The sequence below is a fragment of the Alphaproteobacteria bacterium genome, from assembly GCA_016699735.1.
Classification (GTDB): Bacteria; Pseudomonadota; Alphaproteobacteria; order Micavibrionales; family Micavibrionaceae; genus JAGNKE01.
The window spans coordinates 521868-542741 of the sequence record CP065008.1 but is presented as its reverse complement, the minus strand read 5'-3'; the positions used below and the strand labels follow the sequence as shown (position 1 = coordinate 542741).

The window sequence follows — 20874 nt, the reverse complement described above, 5'->3', positions numbered from 1 at the left end:
AAGAAGCTGGTTTATAACCTTTCAGGCGGGGGTTGTCAAATCCCGTCGGTTCAGAGGGTTCGCCCGCCTTTTTGAAGGATTACTCTTCTCGGCCCATCGCGTTGGCCATGAAAAAACGCTTGGCGGGGGGGAGTTTGGCCACGGCCTTCAGCCCTAGGCGGCGCAGGAGGCGCACGGGGGGCAGATTGTTGGAGAACAGACGCACGAGCGCGTCGGTGACCGCGATCATGGCCGTATTGTCCGGGCGGCGGCGGCGCTGGTAGGTTTCCAGAAGCTCGGGTGCCCCGATATCCTGTCCTGGCTCCGCGGCCTGTTGAATGAGGGCGCCGAGTTCGCCGATATCGCGGAAGCCCAGATTCAGCCCCTGCCCCGCAACGGGATGGATGCCATGGGCGGCGTCGGCCACCAGCGCGGTACGTGGGCCGATGTAGCGGGCGGCGTGGATCAGGGAGAGGGGATAACACTGGCGCGGGCAGGCGAGTTCGATTCTGCCGTAGCTGGCGGGGCATTTATCCGCGACTTCCCGCCGGAAGTCCTCGTCGCTCAGGCGCATCAGGGAGCGGCGCTTGGGGCCGTGTTCGGTGAAGACCAGCGCGGAGAGGTGCCGCCCCTGCGGATCGTCGTTCATGGGCAGGAGGGCGAACGGACCCTCGGGCCAGAAATTCTCGATGGCGCGGTTTTCGTGTGGAAATTCATGGGCGATGTTGCAGATGACCGCCCGCTGGCCGTAATCCCAGCCGCGCACCGGGATATCGAGAGCCTCGCGCACAAAGGAGCCGCGCCCGTCCGCGCCGACCAGAAGGCGGGCGTTGAGGGTTTTGCCCGAACGCAGGTCGATGTTCACCTGATCTTCGTCCGGCTCAAAGCCCGTGACCTGCTCCGGGGCGATGTGATTGACGTTTTTGAGGGTGGCTATTTTTTTGAGCATGACGGTCCGCAGGTCGCGGTTGGCGAAAATCCAGCCGAAGGAGCGGCCCTGCATTTCACCGCTCAGGAATTGCAGAAGGACGGGGGTGTCGCCGTCGAGGATGCGGATATCGCGGATCGGGCAGCCCAGCGGCTCCAGAGCCTTCCAAATCCCCGCCCGTTCCAGAATTTGGCCGGAGCCATAAGAGATGGCGGTCGTGCGCGAGTCGTTCTGGAGATGGTGCTCCACGCTTTCGCGGTCGAGGCAGGCGATGGTCAGGTCTGTTGTCTCGCCGAGCAAACAGGAGAGGGAAAGGCCCGCAAGGCCGCCCCCGACGATGACGATGTCATAGGTTTTCCTGCTGGATTTCGAGGATGATTTTTTTCGAGCGGACATGGAACAAGGCTATAGCACCGCTGCGCTTTCGCGGCAACGGAAGATTGGTCCTGTCCTAAAACGGGAGGATTAAGCGATCGGGGTTTCGATCTTCGCCTTCAGGTCGCCCGCGATCGGCTCATCGTTCAGCATTTCGATCATGCCGGTGTGCTGGATGGCGAAGTTGGCGATAAAGAGGGCGTTCGAGTAGAAGACCACCGCATCGCAGAGGAAATGGCCGTGTTCGTTCAGACCCTCGAAGCTGGCGGGGCGAACGGTCCCCTCGATGACGGAGCGGGTGACCTCGTCCATCTCCTTGGGCATATTGGGGTCTTCGATGGATTCGGCGATGTAGAATGGGCCTTCCTCGCCGCGGACGAAGAAACAGAAGAAGCGCAGATATTCCATCACGTTGGCTTCGTTCAGCTTGACGGGTGCCTTGCTGTTGACCTCATGGATCGGGGGCGAGGTTCCGTTCAGACGGAACAGGCTGCCCTGGTCGGTCAGATAATAGATATTGAGTTTCTTGTTGACCCAGTTCGGATCCTTGACGCGGATGAGGGCCACCGTTTCATAAAAGGGAAGGGTGCGCCAGAATACTTGTGTGCTTTGCGGGGAGGTGCGGTATTTTCCGTCGATCGGGTTGATTTGATCCAGAAACCCGGCCAGTTCGTCACCCGTTACTGCATTCCAGTTATTGTCTTCATACATCTCAGAAAAACCTTACCTTCGAACCAAGGGTCTTAAAACGCCTTATTTTGACAGAAAATAACGCGAGTGCAACCCCCTGTTATTCAAAAATTTTTTTAACTTAAGCCCAAATTCCAGGGTCTTTGCAAGTCTTTTATCACATAAAAAGGTTAATAAAGGAAAAAGCCCGCATTTACGGGCTTTTTGTGTTTTTTTCTATGAAATTATCAGATTTGCTGGGTTCCGCAGCTCACGGCCTGCTCCATAGCGGTTTCGGCGGAACCATCGTCGCTGATGGAGGCCGGTTTGCCGGTTCCCAGAACATTGGTCAGGTCGGACCAGCACCCCACCTGCTCGGAGCTTCCGGCTGCGGGAGCTTCATTTTCCCCACCGGCCGCCGGGTCGATATTGGCGACCTCAACAGGCTGGTCGGGAGTCTGCTGCTCTCCGCTTCCACCCGCCTGCGGGCTGATGTCCGCAAGGTTAATATTCGGGGCGCTCAGATTCTGCGGAGCGAGCGGCCCGACGGGCGGAAGTCCCAGAATGGTGACGTTCAGTCCGTTGCCCTGCCCTTCGCCAGCCCGGAAATCATTAAAGAAATCCTGGATGTTGTTGAGGCTGAGCTGTGCGGGGTCGCCCACGAAGATCTGGCCGCGGCCATCGAGCAGCGGGTCATCGGCATCCCAGAGGCGCTGCTCGATGAAATTCAGGTCGTCGGCCGAGAGGATGTCTCCAGTCGAGGACGGCAGAATCCCGTCGAAGGTGGCGTCGGTGCCATCGATGACGATGACTTCGCCCAGATCATTCAGAATCGCCCCGTCTTCAAAACGGACGTAGAAGCTGTCCTCCGGCGTGTAGCCATCAAACGTGGTCGCGCCCAGGGTTTCGTTGACGATGGTCAGGTTGGCTAGAGTCACCGGAACGAGCGGCTCGGCGAAGAGTTCGCCGTATTCCGCACTTGTAAATATGACGCTCTCGGCGGGATCGAACTGCATCCCCAGCGCCTTGCCTCCCGTCGTGTTCACGAAGAAGTTGGGGCGAGTGAGATCGCTCATGTCGATATCGCCGCTTTCGAAACGGGCGCCCGCGCCAACCAAAGCATCGCTTTCGACATGGCCGTTGTTAGTGAAGGTGTTGTCCTGCATCAGAACGCTGCCATTGTTGGGGCCGGAGATATAGAGGCCATTGAAGAAGGCGTTGCTGACGTTGTTGCCGCTGACGTCCAGCGTGTCATAACCCGCAGACTGGATGCCGTCACCCCCGGCGTCGCTGACCGTGTTGTTGGTCACGACCGCGTTGTAGGACGATCCGGGCAGGACCAGAAATTCAGAGTCCCCTCCCGAAGAGGTCGGCGGATCGACACTGAAGCCCCCGAAACCGAGGATGTTGATCCCGTCATCGCCGACATTGTTGACCGTGTTGGAGTCGATCAGAAGGTCGTTGACGCCGACCGTCTCGATGCCGTCGTCCAAAACCCCGTTCATCGTGTTGTTGATGATCGTAGTCTTGTTAACTGTTCCGACAGCGGTTTCCTCAGCCTCAATCGTCGAGGGAATTACAGATTCCTGAGCGATGACATGGATGCCGTCGGCCCCCCAGGTATCGAAACCGACACCGGAGATTTCCGTGGCCCCTTCAGGCGCGGCGGCGGAGGGAACGAAGAGGCTGCCGATGTTGCTCAGGTTGTTGTTGGCGATATAGGCGTCGCCGCTGTAGAGCACCTGGATCCCGTCATCCGTGGTTGTATCCACCTTGTTGCCCTGAATGAGGACCGGGTAGAAGGGAATCTCGGACGGGCCGGCTGAGGATTCAGGGGCACTATCCATCAGGACCGGAAGGCCGACGTTGCGGACGTGGATGCCATCCGCGCCCCATTCATCGCCACTTGAAATCTCGGCCTTGGCCGCCGGGGCGATCGGGAGAACCGGCGTTCCGCCGATGTTGCGCAGGGTGTTGTCGTGTATATTGACCGTCCCGCCGTTCACGGCCTCGATGCCGTCATCGCCGGTGTTTTCAATCAGGTTGTGGCCGATTTCGGTGTTATTAAAGTTGAACAGGCCAACACCGTCCTGACCGACATCATGGATATAGTTTCCAGAGATGTTCGAGGAGGCGATATTGTTCAGCCTAATACCATTGCCCTGAAGGCCGGTAATGCCGTTCGAGCCGACCAGACCGTCCGGCGTATCGGTGATTGTGCCGTTGTCTGTAATATTCACAGTGGCGCCGCCGAGCGTGTCATCGCCGACATAAATGCCGTCCAATAAGCCCTTGATGGTTTCGTTATTGGTGATGTTGATCACCGCACCGCCGCTCAGATCGCCGGGGAAGAAATCTATCCCGAAACCACCGTTGCCTTCGATTTTGATATTATCGTAAACGGAAACCGTCGAGGCCGAAACGTTGTTCGAGGGGTTGACCGGGCCGGTATTAAACTGGATGCCCGTTCCGTGGGAGGAGACAAGATCGTTGTCGTGGATGGCTACTTCCGATCCGCCCTCGATGCCGTGGAAGTTCACGGCGGCCAGAGTGCTTCTGACGAGGTTGTGGTCGATTTCGACCGTGCTGCCCTTCGTGTTGGTGACGCTGATGCCGCGGTCCTTGGCGTACACAGAGTTGCCGGAAATATACACCGAAGAGTTGCGGAGACGTCCGATATCGACCCCGATATAGTTCAGGGGATCGGCCTCCGAGCCGAAATTGTTGTTATCGATCGTCATGTAGGTTCCCTTCTGGAGGGTTCCCGTCTGAATGCCCTGATTCATTGAGCCTTCCATGGTGTTGCCGCGGATCAGCATATTGCCGCCCTGGGTGGCTTTCAGCAAAATCGCGCTTTTCTTGAAGTTGCGGAAGGTGTTGCCCTCGACGATGAGGCCGTGGTTGCCCGTGTTGTTGGAGACGATGCCGTGCTTGACGATGCCGAGGCCATCAAAGACCAGCGGGTCGATATTCACGTCGGAGGCCGTGATGGTCATCAGCGCCTCGCCGGCAAATTCAGGGTTGAGGACCGCCGTGCCGAGGCCCGTCAGCTTGAGGGATTTATCGACCAGAATGTTTTCGGTGTAGAGGCCGTCATTGACGAAAATCTGGCCATGAGGATTCACAAGGCCAATGGCTTCGTCGATGATACCGTGGGTCTGCGCGCCCTCATCGGTGACATAAAGCGTGCTGAAATCTCCCTGAAAGCCATTCAGGCCAAGATCCGCATCCGTGCCGCTGGCGAGATAGGGCGAGACATCGACAAGACCGAGGTTGCTTGCGATCACGCTGGCCTCATCGGTGGTGCCGAACCAGTTGCCGGAAGCGTCGAATACGCCCGAACCGGAATTGTCTATGTTTTTAAAGAAATTGCCGGAGATGTTGTTGTTGAACGCTTTTGCTGTTCCGGCATCCGAGCCGATCACGGCTAGGATTCCGGTGTCATTCCCCGTGATGTTGTTCTGGTAAATTCTTATCAGATCCGGCGTGAGTTCCGTTACTTCCTCGAGCGCGATGCCTGTATCAAAGCCGCTGATGTCGTTTCTTTCGACGTAGACCGCCATCTCGTCGTCCGAGAAGGTATCGCGGATCGACACGGCGGTTCCGGTCAGCGGTCCGCGGGTGTTCCTGAAGATGTTGTTGTCGATCAAGGAGAAGCTGCTGCCCGAATCCTCGAGGTGAACGCCGAGATTCTTGGCGTCGATGTCATTGTAGCTGATCAGCACGTCTGCAACTTCGTCCGAAAATACGCCCTGATCGACATTGGTCATCGTATTGTTGTTTACCTTGAGGCCCGTGCCGGGATGGACAGTGCCGCCGCCGATATCGGCGCGGACGCCCGTTTTGAAGTTGTCGATTCTAAAGCCGCTGACCGTTACATCGGAGAGGTCGCCGACGACATTAAAGCCGACGCCGTCGGTCGGTGAGGTTCCTTGCACGAGGGGCGCATCCGCCGCCGCGCCGGGGACCAGCGGGTCGCCGGGTTTGCCAATCAGCGCGATGTGGTCGTGGTCGATGTTCACCTGCTCATTGTAGGTGCCGGATTTGACATTGATGGTGTTGAGGCCCGTTCCGGTGTTGTTGAGCGCGTCAATCGCGTTCTGGATGGTCGAGACGGTGCCGGGGGGGTTTTCAATATTGTCCTTGAACTGGTTGAGGGTAATCGTTCCGGTTCCGGTGGTGTTCAGGGAGTTGGCGAAGCCGTAGAATCCCCCGGTCTGGTTGTTGATGACGATATCGCCGCCATTGGCGTCGATGCCCGCGCCGCCGCGCAGGGCGACTTCCTGAAACGCGTTCAGGGTCACGTCGCCGCCGTTGGTGTTGATGCCGGTGCTGGTGTTGAACATCCGGATATCATCGCCCGCGTTGAGGACGATATTGCCGCCGCCCGTGGCATTGAGGCCACCACCGCCGTTGAAGAAAATATCGTCGATGGCGTTGGCGGTGAAGGTGTTGGCCGTCGCCCAGTCCACCGTGCTGTTAAAGTCGATACGGCCGAGTTGAACACCCGCCGCCGGGGTGGTGATTTCGGCGTCGCCGACGGTGAGTTGGCCTTCAATCACGCCTGCGAGGGCGTTATCGACCACGATGCTGGTGGGGTCGAGAAGCCATTTACCGGCGCGGATTTCCGTTCCGGCGTCCACAGAGACGTCCGGCGCGGAGGTTTCGATGAATCCGCTCTTGCCTTCGCCCTGCGCCTGAAGCTTGCCGTTCACGGCCAGTTTTTCAGCGCCGAGGGTTTCAATCTTTCCGGCTTCGCCGCCTGAGGCGTTGGCCTTGATTTCGGAAGCCGATCCCAGTTCAACCGCCTGTCCGGTGATTTTGACGGAACCGCCCGTGGTGCCCGAGGCGTCGAGTTTGCCGGTATTGCTGACCTTGCCCTTGTCGCCGCCGGAGAGGATAATTTTGCCGCCCTGCTGGGTGACAGCGCTGACGTTGATCAGGCCTTCGTTGTTAATCACATTGTCCACGACGTCCTTCGCGGATTGCGCGGTCATGACGACCGATCCGCCTTCGGCGTTGATCGAGCCCTTGTTTTCCAGAAGCGTGTTGCCGAGTGCGCCGTCCACGGCCACTTCAACCAGCCCGTCGCCATAAAGGTCAAGCGTGGCCTTCTCGCCGCCGGCGATCACGACGTTACCCATCTTGGCGTTAATCACGCCGCGGTTCTTGACGGTCGGCGCAACGAAGGCGGCCAGACCCGCGTCATTGACGTTCACGGTGCCTTCGAGGACGATCTCGCCGTTGCCGAAATTCTGGAACGTGTAGTTTTCATTTCCATCCATGATGTCGGTGTTGGCGACGTCGCCCGTGGTCACGGCAATGCCGGAGGCATCGACGGTGGAATCCTGGCCGAAAAACACGCCGTTGCGGTCGATAATCATGACGCGGCCATCGGCGGAGAGCTTGCCGAGGATCTGGGTCGGGTCAGAATGGTCGCCGATAACGCGGCCGACAAAGAGGGAGTCCTTGGAATTCTGATTGATGGTGACTTCGCCCATCTTGCCGATGTGCAGTTCCTGCGCCTCGCCGATGGCGCGGTTGGAGATCTGGTCGATGGTCGTCGTTCCGACGCCCGTGTCCGTGACCGTGCCCTGCCCTTCGACAATCGACACCCCGTCCCAGTCCGCGTGGTCATCGACCGCTAAGGCGCTGTTTGCACTTATGAGGGAACCGGAGGCCAAGACCGCCGTGGTTGTCAAAAGAAAACGGAGTCTGGCGGTTTTGCGAATGGCGGTCACGGATATTTTTGTCATTTTTTGGTCCCTCTATTTATAAAACTTTACAAAAGAATAGCGTTTACCGGACGCGAAGATTGTCGCGTTGCTCTGTTTACGCAGTATGGGTTCAGGTTTTTACGCAGCAGTGTTTACGCAGTAAGGGTCTGCCGTTTTTAACGGCGGAGGCGCATGACTCGTTTATGCGCCAGATTTGAAAAAGCCTTCAAAGCCGCTCTGTTACAAACTGTCTGCGCCGCTTGCGGCCTTGCCAGAGAAGTCTTTCCAGAACTCTTTTGAGTGCATTGCGCTTATATTGCATCTTTTTTAAAAGCTTTCAATAGGATGCAAACAAATCTTTAGACGCCCTTCTGTGGTTTATGCACCGGATCAACCTTTATGCAAATGACGTGCAAATTCTTTTTTCTTCGCGCCAGACCTGCGTTTTCGTTTTATTAGAAGAAAATGTTTTTGTGTTTATGAAAATATAAAATTTTTTATTTTCTGGACTCGTTTTTGCAAACCCAACCGCGGGTCAAAAGAAAAGCCCTTGCAAGTTTCGATAAAATAGATATTCTCGGTTTTGCTGGGGTCGCTTATCAGCTTTTCTTTATAACCCCTTCTTCTGCGTCACTTTATTCTACTTATCCCCCTGCGTATTTTTATTTTTGGAAAATTTTTTCATGCGCTCCGATGATTCGCTTTTGCGCCGGGGCGTTATGGCTAAGGTGTAAGGATATGACAGGCATACGATTGTTTTCCTCCGTCCGGCTGGCTCTCATCGGCGGCACCGTTCTGGGTGCGCTTGGGTTCATTCCGGCTCCGGCTTTCGCGCAGGTGGCGGACGCCACGGGCAGTGCCGATCCGGGGCGGGCGCAGGAGCGTTTCCTCGAGGGGCAAAAATTGCCGGACGTGTCGTCCAATGTCGAAGTGAAGAGTGCGCCGCCGGCGCAGGCGCCCGAAGGCGCGGAGACTATCCGGTTTGATCTGCAAACGCTGCAGATCGACGGGGTGACGACTTACAAGGCCGAGGATATCGACCCGCTATACCGCGACAAGCTGGGCAAGAATGTCAGTCTGGCGGATATTTATGCGATTGCCGGGGCGCTGACCACGAAATACCGCAATGACGGTTTTGTGCTGACGCAGGTCGTCGTGCCGCCGCAGACCATTGAAACAGGAACGGTTCGGCTGCAGGTCGTTGAAGGGTTTATCGATAAGGTCAATGTACAGGGCGTGGACAAGGAAACGGAAGTCAACCTGATCCAGAGGCTGGCCGGACACCTGCAAGGCGGCGGGGCGATGAATGTCAAGGATCTGGAGCGCAACCTGCTGCTCATTAACGATTTGCCGGGGGTGACGGCGCGGTCCGTGCTCAGCCCTTCCAAAACCACGACGGGTGCGGCAGATCTGACGGTGATCGTCGAGCGCGACAAGGTTGAGGCCGCGATCGGGTTCGATAATTTCGGCAGCCGATTCCTCGGGGAATATGAGGGGCAGGCCAGCGCGGCGATCAATTCCTTTCTCGGGTATAACGACCGGATCGCGGCGCAATTCGTGATGGCGGGTGACCAGAAGGACGAAGTGGACGAGCTTCTTTTTGGCTCCCTCTCTTATGAAATTCCGGTGTGGTCGGAGGGGACGAGTGTGCGGCTTCTGACCAGCCTGACCTCTACGGAACCGGGCTATACGCTGCGGGAATTCGATGTCGAGGGGCGTTCCTCGCTGTTGTCCGGCACGATCAATCATCCGTTTATCCGTTCGCGGAATTTGAATCTTAACGGCTATGCCACCCTTGATCAACGCAAGGTGGACAGCCAGAACAATCTTGAACCCACGCGGGAGGACCGCATCACTTCCGTGCGGGCCGGGGGCAACGTGCAGTATGTCGATACGCTGCTGGGCGTGGGCGTGAATTCCGCCAGCCTTGAGGTTTCCAAAGGCGTGTCGTGGTTCGGGGCCAGCGACAAGGGCGATTCCAACCTCACGCGTGAGCGGGGCGATCCGCGCTATTTCAAGGCGGAGCTGAATTTGCAGCGGCTGCAGCGCGTGACGTCGAAGGTTAATCTGCTCGTGGCCGGACAGGGGCAATGGTCGAACGATCCGCTGCTGTCCTCGGAGGAATTTGGTGTGGGCGGCATCAATCTGGGCCGCGGTTACGATCCATCCGAGATCGTCGGAGACGACGGGATTGCGGGCAAGGCCGAGTTGCACTGGAACGAGCCTTACGCCCTCAAGGGTATTGAGGATTACCAGCTTTACGCCTTCTTCGATATCGGGCGGGTGTGGAACGAGGATGCGACGTCTTCGGCGGACAAGCGGGAGTCGCTCAGCTCCACGGGTCTGGGCGTAAGAGCCGATATCACCGAGAAGACACAGGCCGGGCTGGCCGTGGCGTTTCCGCTCACACGCGATGTGGATGCACGGGACGATACCGACCCGCGGTATTATGTGAACGTCAATCACAAATTCTGAAGTTAGTCCGGTTGAGCGGGCTCAGTTGGTCCGGTTGTTTTCTTTCAAGTTGTTGAAAGAAAAGGAAACACGATGTGGACTAAGTCCGGCGGGTGTCGGTGTGTGTTTTTTGAAACACGGCGATCACAACGGGCACAACGCGGGCGGCGCTTCTGTTGTCATTCCTGCGAAAGCAGGAATCTGTTTTTAAATAAACTACAGAGATAAACAGAGGAAAACAGAGACCATAGGCGCGAAACTCTCTGTTTATCCCTGCGTTCTCTGTCGTTTAGCTTTCTGGATGCCCGCCTACGCGGGCATGACAATGTGCGCGGGAGGCTTTGAGTCTTCGCGGCTTTGCGATTCATAGCCACAAGCGCGAAGGTTTCATTTGAATCGCTAAGACGCGAAGGGTTTTTTGAAACACAACGAGCACGGCGAACACAACGCGGACGGTGATTCTGTTGTCATTCCGGCGGAGGCCGGAATCCATTTTTTGCCGCAGAGGCGCAGAGTTTCAATAAAGGAACTGTCATTCCTGCGAAAGCAGGAATCTGTTTAAAAATACAAAGATAAACTGAGAAAGACAGAGACTTTAAGTGCGGGAATCTTTGAGTCTTCGCGTCTTTGCGATTCAAGGCTGCAAACTCGAAGGTTCATTTGAATCGCGAAGGCGCGAAGCGGCCTAAGCCTAGTCGTGCGTCTGCGCCTATAAGCTTTCTCCGGTATTTTTATTGGATCCCCGCGTGCGCGGGGATGCTTTAAACGGCTTAAGGCTTATTTACCTTGCAGGTGGCGGGCGGGGTGGCGGGGTCCGAATCCGCGCAGGGGGAGCACAGGCCACGCGGTTTGAAATAGTCGTTCTTCAGGCAGTAGTAGCCGTCGAGGCAGTGTTCATCCTTCTGGCAGGACTGGCCGAGGAGGTCGGTGATGGCATAATCGACGTATTGTTTCTTTCCCCTGTCATCGGCCGTCATTCTTAAGATATCGCCTTCGACGGCTAACGATGCCCCTGCTGTTTTTATTGTTCCGTCGTACTCCCCTATCCTTTTATAGGAACCGTTCTTTTGCTGATGATAGAGGGCTAAAAAATACTGTTGAACGTCCTGACCTTCGTAACCTTCAATCGGACCGGGATCGTATTCGTATATTGAGATTACTTGCTCGCCTTTGAAATTAATCGTTTTTATTTCGGCTTTCGGGTGGTTTTTTTGACTCCATGATTTCAGGTTTTCAAGGTTCTCGAATTTTTCGTCTTCTTGTGTTTTTTCAGGTTCGTAAATCGTTTGTTTTTCGGCTTTTTCTGGAAATTTATATGTGCCGTTTTTTATTTGCGCTTCATGTTTTTCATCCACGTGAAAACAAAGCATAGGAATGGTGTAGAAAGGTTCTTTTGCAGGATTTATAGGCCACATTTCGCCGAAATTGTACGCATAGAAAATTTTTCTTTCGCTTTCATTTATGAGGTCCGGGTAACGCTTTATTATTTTTTTCATTTCCTGTGGGTCATTTTTGAGAAAAAACCCAGTCAGACCATCATAAATTGTTATTGTGTCTGTTCCTTCTTTTCCCTTGTAGAGCTTTTCGATTTTATAAATTATTTTAATGACATACGGGTTTCCCGGCGGCGGGTAGAGTCCCGTTAACTCTTCGGGAAGGTTCTCGCCTAAATAGGGAGGCGGAGAAACTTCAATAACTTTTCCGCTGAAAATGTAGTCGGCGGTTTCGATGTTTTCTCTGCTGTTTTCTTCTGAAAACGCTTCCTCGTCGCATTGCATGGCCCATGCGGGCGGGGCGGAGAGGGTCAGGGCGGCGAGGAGGAGCAGGAGGAATCTCATGGGCAGAGTTTAGTCTCTCCTTCCGCGATGGGCCAGAAAAATGAAACACAACGAGCACGGCGACCACAACGCGGGCGGCGTTTCGTCGAGTCCTTTCGGTCAATGCTTCATCGTGGACCCCGGCCTGCGCCGGGGTGACGGATGGGTGCGTTCCGTCCTTCCGGCGGAAGCCGGAATCTATATTTTTTAACCGCAGAGACGCAGAGGGCGCAGAGTTTTTTTGAATCCCTTGTCCTTCCTGCGGACGTTGGGAATCTTTAAAACTACAGAGACAGACAGAGGAAAACAGAGACCGATGGCGCGGAAAATTTTGAGTCTTCGCGGCTTTGTGATTCAAGGCCACAAGCGCGAAGGGTTCATTTGAATCGCGAAGGCGCGAAGCGGGCGGAGTTCTCATTTCTGTCTGAGTCAAATGATCTATGTCAGGTCTTTTTTGCCCCTCTCCCTTGGTCCCTCTCCCCATAAATGGGGAGAGGGAAAAGGTCAGGCGGGTTTGTGGGTCAGGCTGGCGCCGGGGGGGCCGTAGGCGCCGTCCTTCGGGTAGTAGCCGTCCGTGCGGGCGAAGGGGATGGTGAACATATTTCCGTCGAGGGCGATGTTAAGGGTCGCGCCGTCGAATGCGGACACAAAACGATAAGGGCGTTCGTATTCGAGTTCCGTGTGCGGCAAAAGTTGCCGGACGCTATCATCGCCGCTGAGAGCCTCCTTCGTCTTGCATTGCACACGGATGCCGTTCTTGCCCGCTACGACCTTGTAATACGGGTCTTTCTCTCCGTGCATTTGCGTCCACACCACATCGGCCACGCCGAGATTCAGTTTGTGGAAGATGACGACAAAGCCGCGGGTGATGATGTCGCCCTTCGTGAAGTTCGTCTTTGCCGCAATTCTTTTGTATTCGCGGCGTTCGATGCGCGGATATTTCGCGTTCGGGGTGGGGGTGAAGTCCATGCCTTCGGGCAGATCGAAGCCGATGGACCCGTCCGGGGCGAATTTGATGTAGGGATTTTCAAAATCGGTTTTGCGGATATCTGGCGCGGGACGTTCCGAGGCGTCGGGGAAGGTGTATTTACAATTTTCCCAGTTGCCGTAGGGCCAGATTATGTCCGGCGGGTTTGTGTTGTTCTGCAGGAGGGCGCGGATTTCGGCAAGGCCGCTTTTCATGTCGGCGATGTCCTTCAGGAGGGTTGCAAAAGTATCCTGTTCTTCCTTTGATAATATTATCTGCATTAGAGCACCTGAACGTAATAACTGAGGGGTTTGGGGTAAGTGGCTTCGTTGTCCACCACGAGGTTGGCCGGGTTCACGCCAAAGAGGGCGCGGTAGCCGTAGTAAAGCTCCGCCACGCCGGACGGGGCGGAGGCCAGAGTCAGGGTGATCGTGGTTGCGTTGGTGCGGACGGCGCCTGTTATTGTTATGGGCGTGCCGCCGTCCAGAACGGTGAAACCCTCGATGCCTGTCGTTGGGGTGAAGTCGGTGCCGCCGTCGTGGGCGATGGTCACGGTCACCGTTGTTCCCGAGCGCACGGCATTGGTGATGCGCGGGCCGTCCACGCCGCCGGAGATTGTCTCCCCCAGCACCTTCAGAACCTTTCGCACGACGTGCGGGCCGTGCAGGGCGTAGGCGGGATCGGTGAGGTGGATGCCGTCGGCGAGGTCGCGGGGAAATTTTTCCGGGGCGCGGTGAATCCATGCGTTTTCCTCATCGAGCTGCTTTTGCGCTTCGCGGAGGTTGCGGTAATCGTGGTCGCTGTCGGTGCGGCGGCCGATGGGGATGATGATGACGGGTTCGTTGCCTGTGCCGCCCTTCGCGGCCAGGAAGGCGCGCATATCGTTAAAGACCGCCAGCCAGCCGGATTTGAGGGCGGAGACGCTGTCGCCGTTATTGGCTTCGCCCTGATCCCAGACGATGGCCTTGAGCTGCCCGCCCGCCTCCATGAAGGCGCCGATGATTTCCTTCCAGCGTGCGATAGCGGTGCCGGACGGAGCGGTCCATTCGGCGATGCTGGTGCCGTTGGTGCCGCCGTTAATCAGCCAGTTTCTGGTCCCTGCGTTCCAGATTGTATCCAGTATGGGCTGCATCGCGCGTTCGCCGCCGTTCGTGCTGTTGGTCTGCTGACTGAAATAGCCGACGCTGTTGGATTGGCCCGCGAAGGCGATGGCGCGGTCGTTCGTGGTGATCCAGCCGCTGAGCATTTGCGCGAGGGTGCGTGAGAGGTTGTAGATTTTCACCCTGCGGACGTGGCCGACGAGAGAGTTGCCCGTGTCGCGGCCGCCGACATACATCCGGGTGAAGCCGGTGGCCGGGGCGGACATCGTGTAGTTTTCAAAGACCCCTGCCCCGACGAAGGCCTTCGCGGTCACGCCGTTCTGCCAGGAGATTCCCGCCGGGTAGATTTTGCCGCGCACGAAGCCGCCGTCGATGTCGTTGTTGGCGAACTGGGTGGCTGCGGCGGCGACGCGGGCGCGGCCTTTTCCTCTGGGCGTGATCATGTTGACGCCGAAGGCGTCATTGACTCCGGTGCCGTTCGAGGCAATGAGGAAAAACTGGTCGGAGGTGAGCGTGTCGCGCCCATCGCGCCTTGGCGTGAATTCGCCGACGATTGCGCCTTCGGTTTCGTTCCACGCAGCAAGGCTGGCGATCGTGGTCAGCAATATCCGGTTGTGGGCGCGAGTGGCGGTGGCGGCGTCGGTGACGATGGGGGAGGTTACGTATTCCCCCTCCTCGAACTGGGTGCCGAGGATGTAGATGATCCGGCCCGCCGGGAGGGACCAGCGCAGGTAGCGGATGGAATTGCCGACAACCACATTGTCGCGGGTGAGTTCGTAAAACGTATCGGCGGCGGAGGGCGTGAAGTTCGTGATGCCCGTGCCGTCGGACAGTGCGACGTTGCCGTGGCTGGCGCCGCCGCCTGCTGAACCCGCGACGAGAATACGGTAGGCATGGGTGTTGGTGTTGCCCGCCTGTTCAGAGAGCTGGATCACGGCGCTGCCTGCGCCGGTGTTTTCGAGACGGATGGCCTTGCCGTTGGTGAGGCCGGATATGGAGACGCCGTCGATGGCGGCGGCGGAGACGGGGGCGTAATCGACCGCCGAGGCGGTGACGGTGCCGGAGATGATCGTGATGCCCGTGGTATCGGTCGGCGCGAAGTTGCGCTGGGTGGTCTTGTTGGTGCGGGTGGGTTCCATGAGCAGGCCGAGTGGGTTGCCGGATGCGTCATGGTCGAAGCGCGGTTCGTTCGCGGCGGCGGATTTGACCCATTTGGGGGTGGAGTCGCGGTAGGTCGCCACGGTGTCGGAACGGAAATACTGGAAGGGGGACGGCATGGACGGGCCGAGGAAGTCCAGCGTGTCGGTGATGACGGGGTCGATAACGGGAACGGAAATCTGGCCGCCAACATTCATCATGCGGCCTAAACGGATCAGCATCAGGGCTCTCCTTAATAATAGAGTGTCTTTATGTGAGGGGATCGGGGCGGACGGAGTCGTGGCCCTTATGATAGGAATATAAGTCTATTTTTTGAAGAATGCAAGGAATATTTTTAACTGCGGGGGCTTAACCGCAGAGACGCAGAGGGCGCAGAGGCTTTTTGAAACACAGCGGGCATTACGGGTACAACGTGGTCTGCGCTTCATCTTGTCATTCCTGCGAAAGCAGGAACCTCTCTAAATAACTACAGAGACAGACAGAGGGAAACAGAGACCATACGGGCAGAAATCTCCGTTTGTCTTTGCGTTTTCTGTCGTTATTTTTATGATATTCTGTCCTCAGCCCTTCCAGAGTGCGGAGCAATTTCAAGGCAAGATGGATCGTTTTCTAAAATTTTTTACCACGCTTCTGGTTTTCGCTTTCTGTGCGGCTCCTTTTGTTGTCGATACTCTAAACCCCGCCGCTTTCTTACCAAAACAAAATACGTTTTCGACCCTAGAATTCCCCTGGTATTCCGTTTCGGACGGCGCAATCAATCAAATTTTTTTGAATTTTTTCATGTTGTACGCCTTGCTCGTCTGGGCGTATTTTACCGAGCTTTCTATCGGGAAAAAGCATGGCAGAGTGTTTCAAAGTCTTAGTATCCTCGCCCTGCTTTGCCCTTTTCTGATTTTTTTACTTACTGTCTTATTTGGCGGAAGCGCAATTATGTTTCAGCCTGTCTTCTATCTCACTTATTTTCTATTCATTCATACATATTTTATGTTCTTGTTTCTTTTATTCCAAGCTTTCCACAGCGCCTATAATCGGGTTGTTTTCGCCGTTTTATTTACGGTCCTCTTTCCCGTGGGAGTCGTCGTCACGCAAGTCTATATCCTGATTAAAGGAGCCGAGAGAGTCAGGGTTTCCGGTCCTGTATCCTGAAGGAATCACGAAGACGGTAAGGGATTTTTTTGAAACACAGGGGGCACGGCGGGCATGACGCGGGCGGTGCTTAAACCTGTCCTTTCGGTGAAGGCTTGGCCGTGGACCCCGGCCTGCGCCGGGGTGACGTTGGGTGGTCCGTCATTCCAGCGCAGGTCGGAATCCATTTTTAGAATAACTACAGAGACAAACAGAGGAAGACAGAGACCGACGGTGCGGAAATCTTTGTCTGTTCCTGTGTTGCTTCGCTTCTTTACTCGATGCCCGCTTGCGCGGGCATGACAAAGAGGGGCGCGAATGCTTTGCGGCTTTGCGATTCAAGGCTACGAACGTGAAGGGTTCATTTGAATCGCGAAGACGCGGAGGGGTTTTTAAAACACAACGGCCACAACGATCACGACGCGGGCGGCGCTTCATCGTGGACCCCGGCCTGCGCCGGGGTGACGTTGGGTGGTCCGTCATTCCAGCGCAGGTCGGAATCCATTTTTAGAATAACTACAGAGACAAACAGAGGAAGACAGAGACCGACGGTGCGGAAATCTTTGTCTGTTCCTGTGTTGCTTCGCTTCTTTACTCGATGCCCGCTTGCGCGGGCATGACAAAGAGGGGCGCGAATGCTTTGCGGCTTTGCGATTCAAGGCTACGAACGTGAAGGGTTCATTTGAATCGCGAAGACGCGAAGGGTTTTTAAAACACAACGGCCACGGCGAGCACAACGCGGGCGGCGCTACATCGTGTCGTTTCGGTCAATGCTTCATCGTGGACCCCGGCCTGCGCCGGGGTGACGGGGGGTTGGTTTGCTGTCATTCCGGCGGAGGCCGGAATCCACCTTATAAAAAACTACAGAGATAGACAGAGGAAGACAGAGATCGACGGTGCGGAAATCTTTGTCTGTTCCTGTGTTCTTCACAGTTTTTTACTGCATCCCCGCTTTCGCGGGGATGACAAAGGGGGCGCGGGGGATAACAAGAGGGGGACGGGGATGCAATAAAAAACGGGAATCACAAGGGAGGAGGTAGTTTGCAGTGTTTTCATGCCCCTGTCCCTTGATCCCTTTCCCCGCAAACGGGGAGAGGGAAAAAATGCGGACGTCCTCTTTCTTCCCGTGTTCTATGTTGTCCATTTTCTGGATCCCCGCGTGCGCGGGGATGACATAGGAGGTGGGGAGAGGGAAAACAGTCAGCGTTCGTCGAAGGCGTAGCCGTTCAGGAATTCGTGGCGGTCGATGAGGTCGTCGATGCGGCTGCGCTGGGCCTGGGTCCATTGGACGGACAAGCGCGGGCGGCTGGGTTCGGCGTAGATTTTGGCGGCGCAGGCCTTGACGTAGTCGTCCATACATTCGGTCTCCAGAAAGGCCATCAGGCGGCGGATGGTGTGGCGCGGTTCCTTCTTCAGATCCTCCTGCCGGATCAGGAGCACCTGCCCCGGATAGCGGCGGTAGGCGAAGGCGGCGCCGTCGCAGATTTTTTCGAAGGATTCCAAGGCCTGATCCATCGAGACCCCTTGCTTGAGGACCATCATGGCCAGCGTGTCGTAGGGGTTGCGGACGGCGTGGATGAGGCGGACGGGGCGGCCGTATTTTTCCTGCAACTCCCCGATCAGGCCGATATTCGCATAGAGAAGCTGCGCCGAGGATTGGGCCTTCTTGTCGCCGATGATTTTGAGGGTCCGGTAGCGGCCCTGATACTGGCCGGGGATGTCATATTTATAGCCGGTCCAGCGGGCGCCGTTGCGGACAAACATCCGGGCGTTGAAGAGCATGAGGCGGGCGGCCTGTTTGAGGGAAAGGCCGTTTTTGAATTGCTGGAGCAAGTTGAATTCGGTGGCAATCACGATATCGGGGTGGGCGTCGAGCATCGCGCCGATGAGGGTGCCGCCGCTCCACTGGCCGCCGATGAGAATGGCCAAGGCTTTAATCTGCTCGATTTCCCACGAAGCGGGTGCGGAGAGGCAGCCCGCGAGAACCTTGTTCACATGGGGGATTTTTTCGGGGCTGCGGATCGATTTCAGGACGGACAAGGACATAGGGGGTTCGAAAATGCTGCGGACATGGACAATTACGCGGCACTGACCGACCGCAGTTGTTATCATACGCTGCGGAGCGGAAAATTCCACCGTCTGATCGGCGCAAGACCTGAATAATCCAGAATAATCTATTCGGCCTCCGAGAAATTCTTTGACGGGGCTGGGGGCGTATGGTTGTTTCAGAGGGCGAATTTTCTTGCAAAAAAGCGGAGGCGGGTGTACGCCCTGTTTGTGTTTAAGGGTTTGAAACCATGAGAATTTATTATTTTTCCGGGGCGTCGTTCCCCTCGCCCGAGTCCCGCTCGGTCCATGTCATGAAGATGTGCGAGGCGTTCGGCAAGGCCGGGCATGATGTCACGCTGTTCGCCATGGGCAACCCGCGGCTTGATCACGACAAGATTTTCAAGAGCTATGACGTGAGCGGTTGCTTCAAGCTTTCGCTTTCTCATGACGTCAATATCCCCGTGCTGTCCGGGTACAAGCGGATGCGGCATATCTCGGAGAAGATCAAGGCGATGGGTGAGCCGGACATGGTGTTCGGGCGCGATCCCATCGCGATCGCGCTTTTTGCCCCGCCGCGTTCGACCATCGTGTTCGAAGCCTCGCAAATGCCGCAGAACAAATCGCAGTCCGCGGCGATTGCGCGCATTATTAAAAAACCCGGATTTTCGGGGATCGTGGCGCTTTCGGACCCACTGAAGCAGGATCTGCTCAAGAAATATCCCACCTTGCGGTCCGAGCAGATTTTTGTGGCGCACGACGCAGCGGAGGTTCCGCATAACATCTCCGGCACCGCCGCGCCCGCGCAGACGCTGAAGGGGCGTGAAAAGGCCTTCCGCGTGGGTTATGCGGGAACCATGCATCAGGGCAAGGGGATTTCGATGATCCTGAAGCTGGCACCGCAGCTGCCCGATTGCGATTTCCACATCGTGGGTGGCTCCAAGGAGGAGATCGCCAAATACAAAAAAGGCAAGCCTCCGGAGAATGTAATTTTCTATGGGCATCAGCCTCACTCCGATGTTGCCAGTTACCTGAAAGCCTTTGATATCGTTCTTGCGCCTTATCAGCATGAGGCGCTGATCAAGTCAGGGAAAAATATCTCGCGCTGGATTTCGCCGATGAAGGTGTTCGAATATATGGCGGCGCAGAAGCCGATCGTCGCCTCGAGCCTGCCGATCCTGCGGGCGTTTTTGACGAACGAGCAGAACGCGTTGCTGGTGCCCCCGGGCGATCCGATCGCGTGGATCGAGGCCATCTCTCGGCTCAAAAACGATCCGGCGCTGCGCCAGAAACTTTCCGAGAGCGCGTTCGCGGACCTGAAGAAAAACTTCACATGGGAAAAGCGGGTTGAGATCGTGCTGGATTTCGCGTCCGGGCGGCGGACGTCCGTGGTCGGGAACAAGGCCGCTTAAGCGATTTTCATACCGTACAGGGCCACGACGATGGCGAGCAAGTTGCCAATCGTAAAAGTCGCGTAGGAAATCTTCAGCCAGAAAAATTTCGGGATGATGGAAAAGCGGGCGGTATCGTAGAGATCATAGGCGGCGGTCGCTGAGAGTTTTGCGGGATCGTTCAAGACTTGCGAGATTCTGTCCAGATAATCCTCCTCCGCCAAATGGCCGATATCGTTGAAATGCAGGAGGTTGAGACGGCGGTCGCCGGATTTGCGGTATTTGCGCTTCGGGTAGATGCAGATCATGGCGGAGAGGATGCTGAGCACCGCCGCAGTGATCGAGATTTTCGAGGCCTCGACGAAGGCGCCCTCCTCGATCGCCCGGATGCAGACGGGGATCAGGATGGAATTCAGGAAGATCATGACCTGCGCCTTCTGGTCGATCATCCGCAAGATGATGGCGAATTTGTTGACGGTGGCGCCGATCACCTGGCCGCGCAACATGGCTTCCCATTTTTTCTGCTGAGCGTCTTGCGACATTAGGGGTTTCCTTTTCTTTCCGTGAGCGTATTTATAATAAAAACAAGGGTTTGGCCAATGGTATTTTCGGGTCTTGCTGACGCCGAAGGCCATTTTTTAGCTGGAAAAGAATCCGTGCGATAATATATTATCCGCTGGTTCTTTTTCAGGGACTCGGGTTTTTTGGTTCGCGGGTTTCAGGTTCATGGAGATTTTTTCGATGCACTCCGCCGAACGATACGGCTTCAAGCAGAAGGTTATCCGGGGGATTATCCGGCTTTCCGACGATGACGGGAACGCGCCGGGACGCGGGCCGGACAACGGGCAGCCGGACACCAGCATTATCCTGAAGACACGACCGAAGACCAAGAAGCCCTCGATGTATAAAGTCCTGCTGCTGAACGACGATTACACGCCGATGGAGTTCGTGGTCCATGTGCTGGAGCGGTTTTTCAACAAGAGCCGGCAGGAGGCCACGGATATCATGCTCACGGTCCATCGGCGCGGGGTGGGCGTGTGCGGCGTGTTCACGTTTGAGGTCGCCGAAACGAAAGTGGCGCAGGTCATGGATTTCGCCCGGGCCAATGAGCAGCCCTTGCAGTGCACGATGGAGAAGGAGTGAGGGGT

The 20874-nt window shown here is 56.3% G+C and carries 14 protein-coding genes; 5 read left to right on the top strand and 9 right to left on the bottom strand.

The genetic code is table 11. The features are described 5' to 3' along the window. Window positions 1–79: 79 nt before the first annotated feature. The 3 genes from IPN28_02595 to IPN28_02585 form a co-directional block, all read right to left on the bottom strand. Complete coding sequence (locus IPN28_02595; GenBank protein QQS57730.1) at window positions 80–1303, bottom strand: UbiH/UbiF/VisC/COQ6 family ubiquinone biosynthesis hydroxylase; 1224 nt, start codon at window positions 1301–1303, stop codon at window positions 80–82. 69 nt (window positions 1304–1372) lie between these two features. After that, the gene (locus tag IPN28_02590; protein QQS57729.1) at window positions 1373–1993 is read right to left on the bottom strand and encodes a hypothetical protein; all 621 of its coding nucleotides are present in this window, start codon (window positions 1991–1993) and stop codon (window positions 1373–1375) included. Between the two features lie 206 nt (window positions 1994–2199). Then, window positions 2200–7707 carry a right-handed parallel beta-helix repeat-containing protein gene (locus IPN28_02585; GenBank protein QQS57728.1) on the bottom strand — a complete coding sequence of 1836 codons (5508 nt, stop codon included), beginning with the start codon at window positions 7705–7707 and terminating at the stop codon, window positions 2200–2202. A 699-nt stretch (window positions 7708–8406) separates the two neighbouring features. On the opposite strand from IPN28_02585, the gene IPN28_02580 reads away from it, so the two are divergent. Then, window positions 8407–10143 carry a ShlB/FhaC/HecB family hemolysin secretion/activation protein gene (locus tag IPN28_02580; protein QQS57727.1) on the top strand — a complete coding sequence of 579 codons (1737 nt, stop codon included), beginning with the start codon at window positions 8407–8409 and terminating at the stop codon, window positions 10141–10143. A 749-nt stretch (window positions 10144–10892) separates the two neighbouring features. Here the strand turns inward: IPN28_02580 and IPN28_02575 are convergent. After that, window positions 10893–11960 (bottom strand): hypothetical protein, encoded by a 1068-nt coding sequence (locus tag IPN28_02575; GenBank protein ID QQS57726.1) that lies wholly within the window; start codon window positions 11958–11960, stop codon window positions 10893–10895. Between the two features lie 40 nt (window positions 11961–12000). Here IPN28_02575 and IPN28_02570 point away from each other — a divergent pair, with 40 nt between their 5' ends. After that, window positions 12001–12150, top strand: coding sequence for a hypothetical protein (locus IPN28_02570; protein QQS57725.1), 150 nt, complete (start codon window positions 12001–12003; stop codon window positions 12148–12150). A gap of 293 nt (window positions 12151–12443) precedes the next feature. On the opposite strand, the gene IPN28_02565 is transcribed toward IPN28_02570, so the two are convergent. Both IPN28_02565 and IPN28_02560 read right to left on the bottom strand, forming a co-directional pair. Further along, window positions 12444–13187: a hypothetical protein gene (locus IPN28_02565; GenBank protein ID QQS57724.1), complete on the bottom strand. Its 744-nt coding sequence runs from the start codon at window positions 13185–13187 to the stop codon at window positions 12444–12446. Beyond that, the gene (locus IPN28_02560; protein QQS57723.1) at window positions 13187–15385 is read right to left on the bottom strand and encodes a hypothetical protein; all 2199 of its coding nucleotides are present in this window, start codon (window positions 15383–15385) and stop codon (window positions 13187–13189) included. The genes IPN28_02565 and IPN28_02560 overlap by 1 nt, the downstream gene beginning before the upstream one ends. Before the next feature lie 376 nt (window positions 15386–15761). Between IPN28_02560 and IPN28_02555 the strand changes: the two genes are divergently transcribed. Further along, window positions 15762–16310, top strand: coding sequence for a hypothetical protein (locus IPN28_02555; protein QQS57722.1), 549 nt, complete (start codon window positions 15762–15764; stop codon window positions 16308–16310). Window positions 16311–16315: 5 nt separating this feature from the next. On the opposite strand, the gene IPN28_02550 is transcribed toward IPN28_02555, so the two are convergent. Both IPN28_02550 and IPN28_02545 read right to left on the bottom strand, forming a co-directional pair. Then, window positions 16316–16477, bottom strand: coding sequence for a hypothetical protein (locus IPN28_02550; GenBank protein QQS57721.1), 162 nt, complete (start codon window positions 16475–16477; stop codon window positions 16316–16318). Between the two features lie 1012 nt (window positions 16478–17489). Continuing rightward, a complete protein-coding gene (locus tag IPN28_02545) occupies window positions 17490–18401 on the bottom strand; it encodes a sulfotransferase (GenBank protein ID QQS57720.1) in 912 nt (303 codons plus the stop codon). Window positions 18402–18586: 185 nt separating this feature from the next. Between IPN28_02545 and IPN28_02540 the strand changes: the two genes are divergently transcribed. Beyond that, window positions 18587–19747 carry a glycosyltransferase family 4 protein gene (locus IPN28_02540; GenBank protein ID QQS57719.1) on the top strand — a complete coding sequence of 387 codons (1161 nt, stop codon included), beginning with the start codon at window positions 18587–18589 and terminating at the stop codon, window positions 19745–19747. Here IPN28_02540 and IPN28_02535 read toward each other — a convergent pair. Next, the gene (locus tag IPN28_02535; GenBank protein QQS57718.1) at window positions 19744–20268 is read right to left on the bottom strand and encodes a hypothetical protein; all 525 of its coding nucleotides are present in this window, start codon (window positions 20266–20268) and stop codon (window positions 19744–19746) included. The genes IPN28_02540 and IPN28_02535 overlap by 4 nt on opposite strands. A gap of 199 nt (window positions 20269–20467) precedes the next feature. Here IPN28_02535 and clpS point away from each other — a divergent pair, with 199 nt between their 5' ends. Next, window positions 20468–20869: an ATP-dependent Clp protease adapter ClpS gene (gene clpS, locus IPN28_02530; protein ID QQS58513.1), complete on the top strand. Its 402-nt coding sequence runs from the start codon at window positions 20468–20470 to the stop codon at window positions 20867–20869. Window positions 20870–20874: the final 5 nt, after the last annotated feature.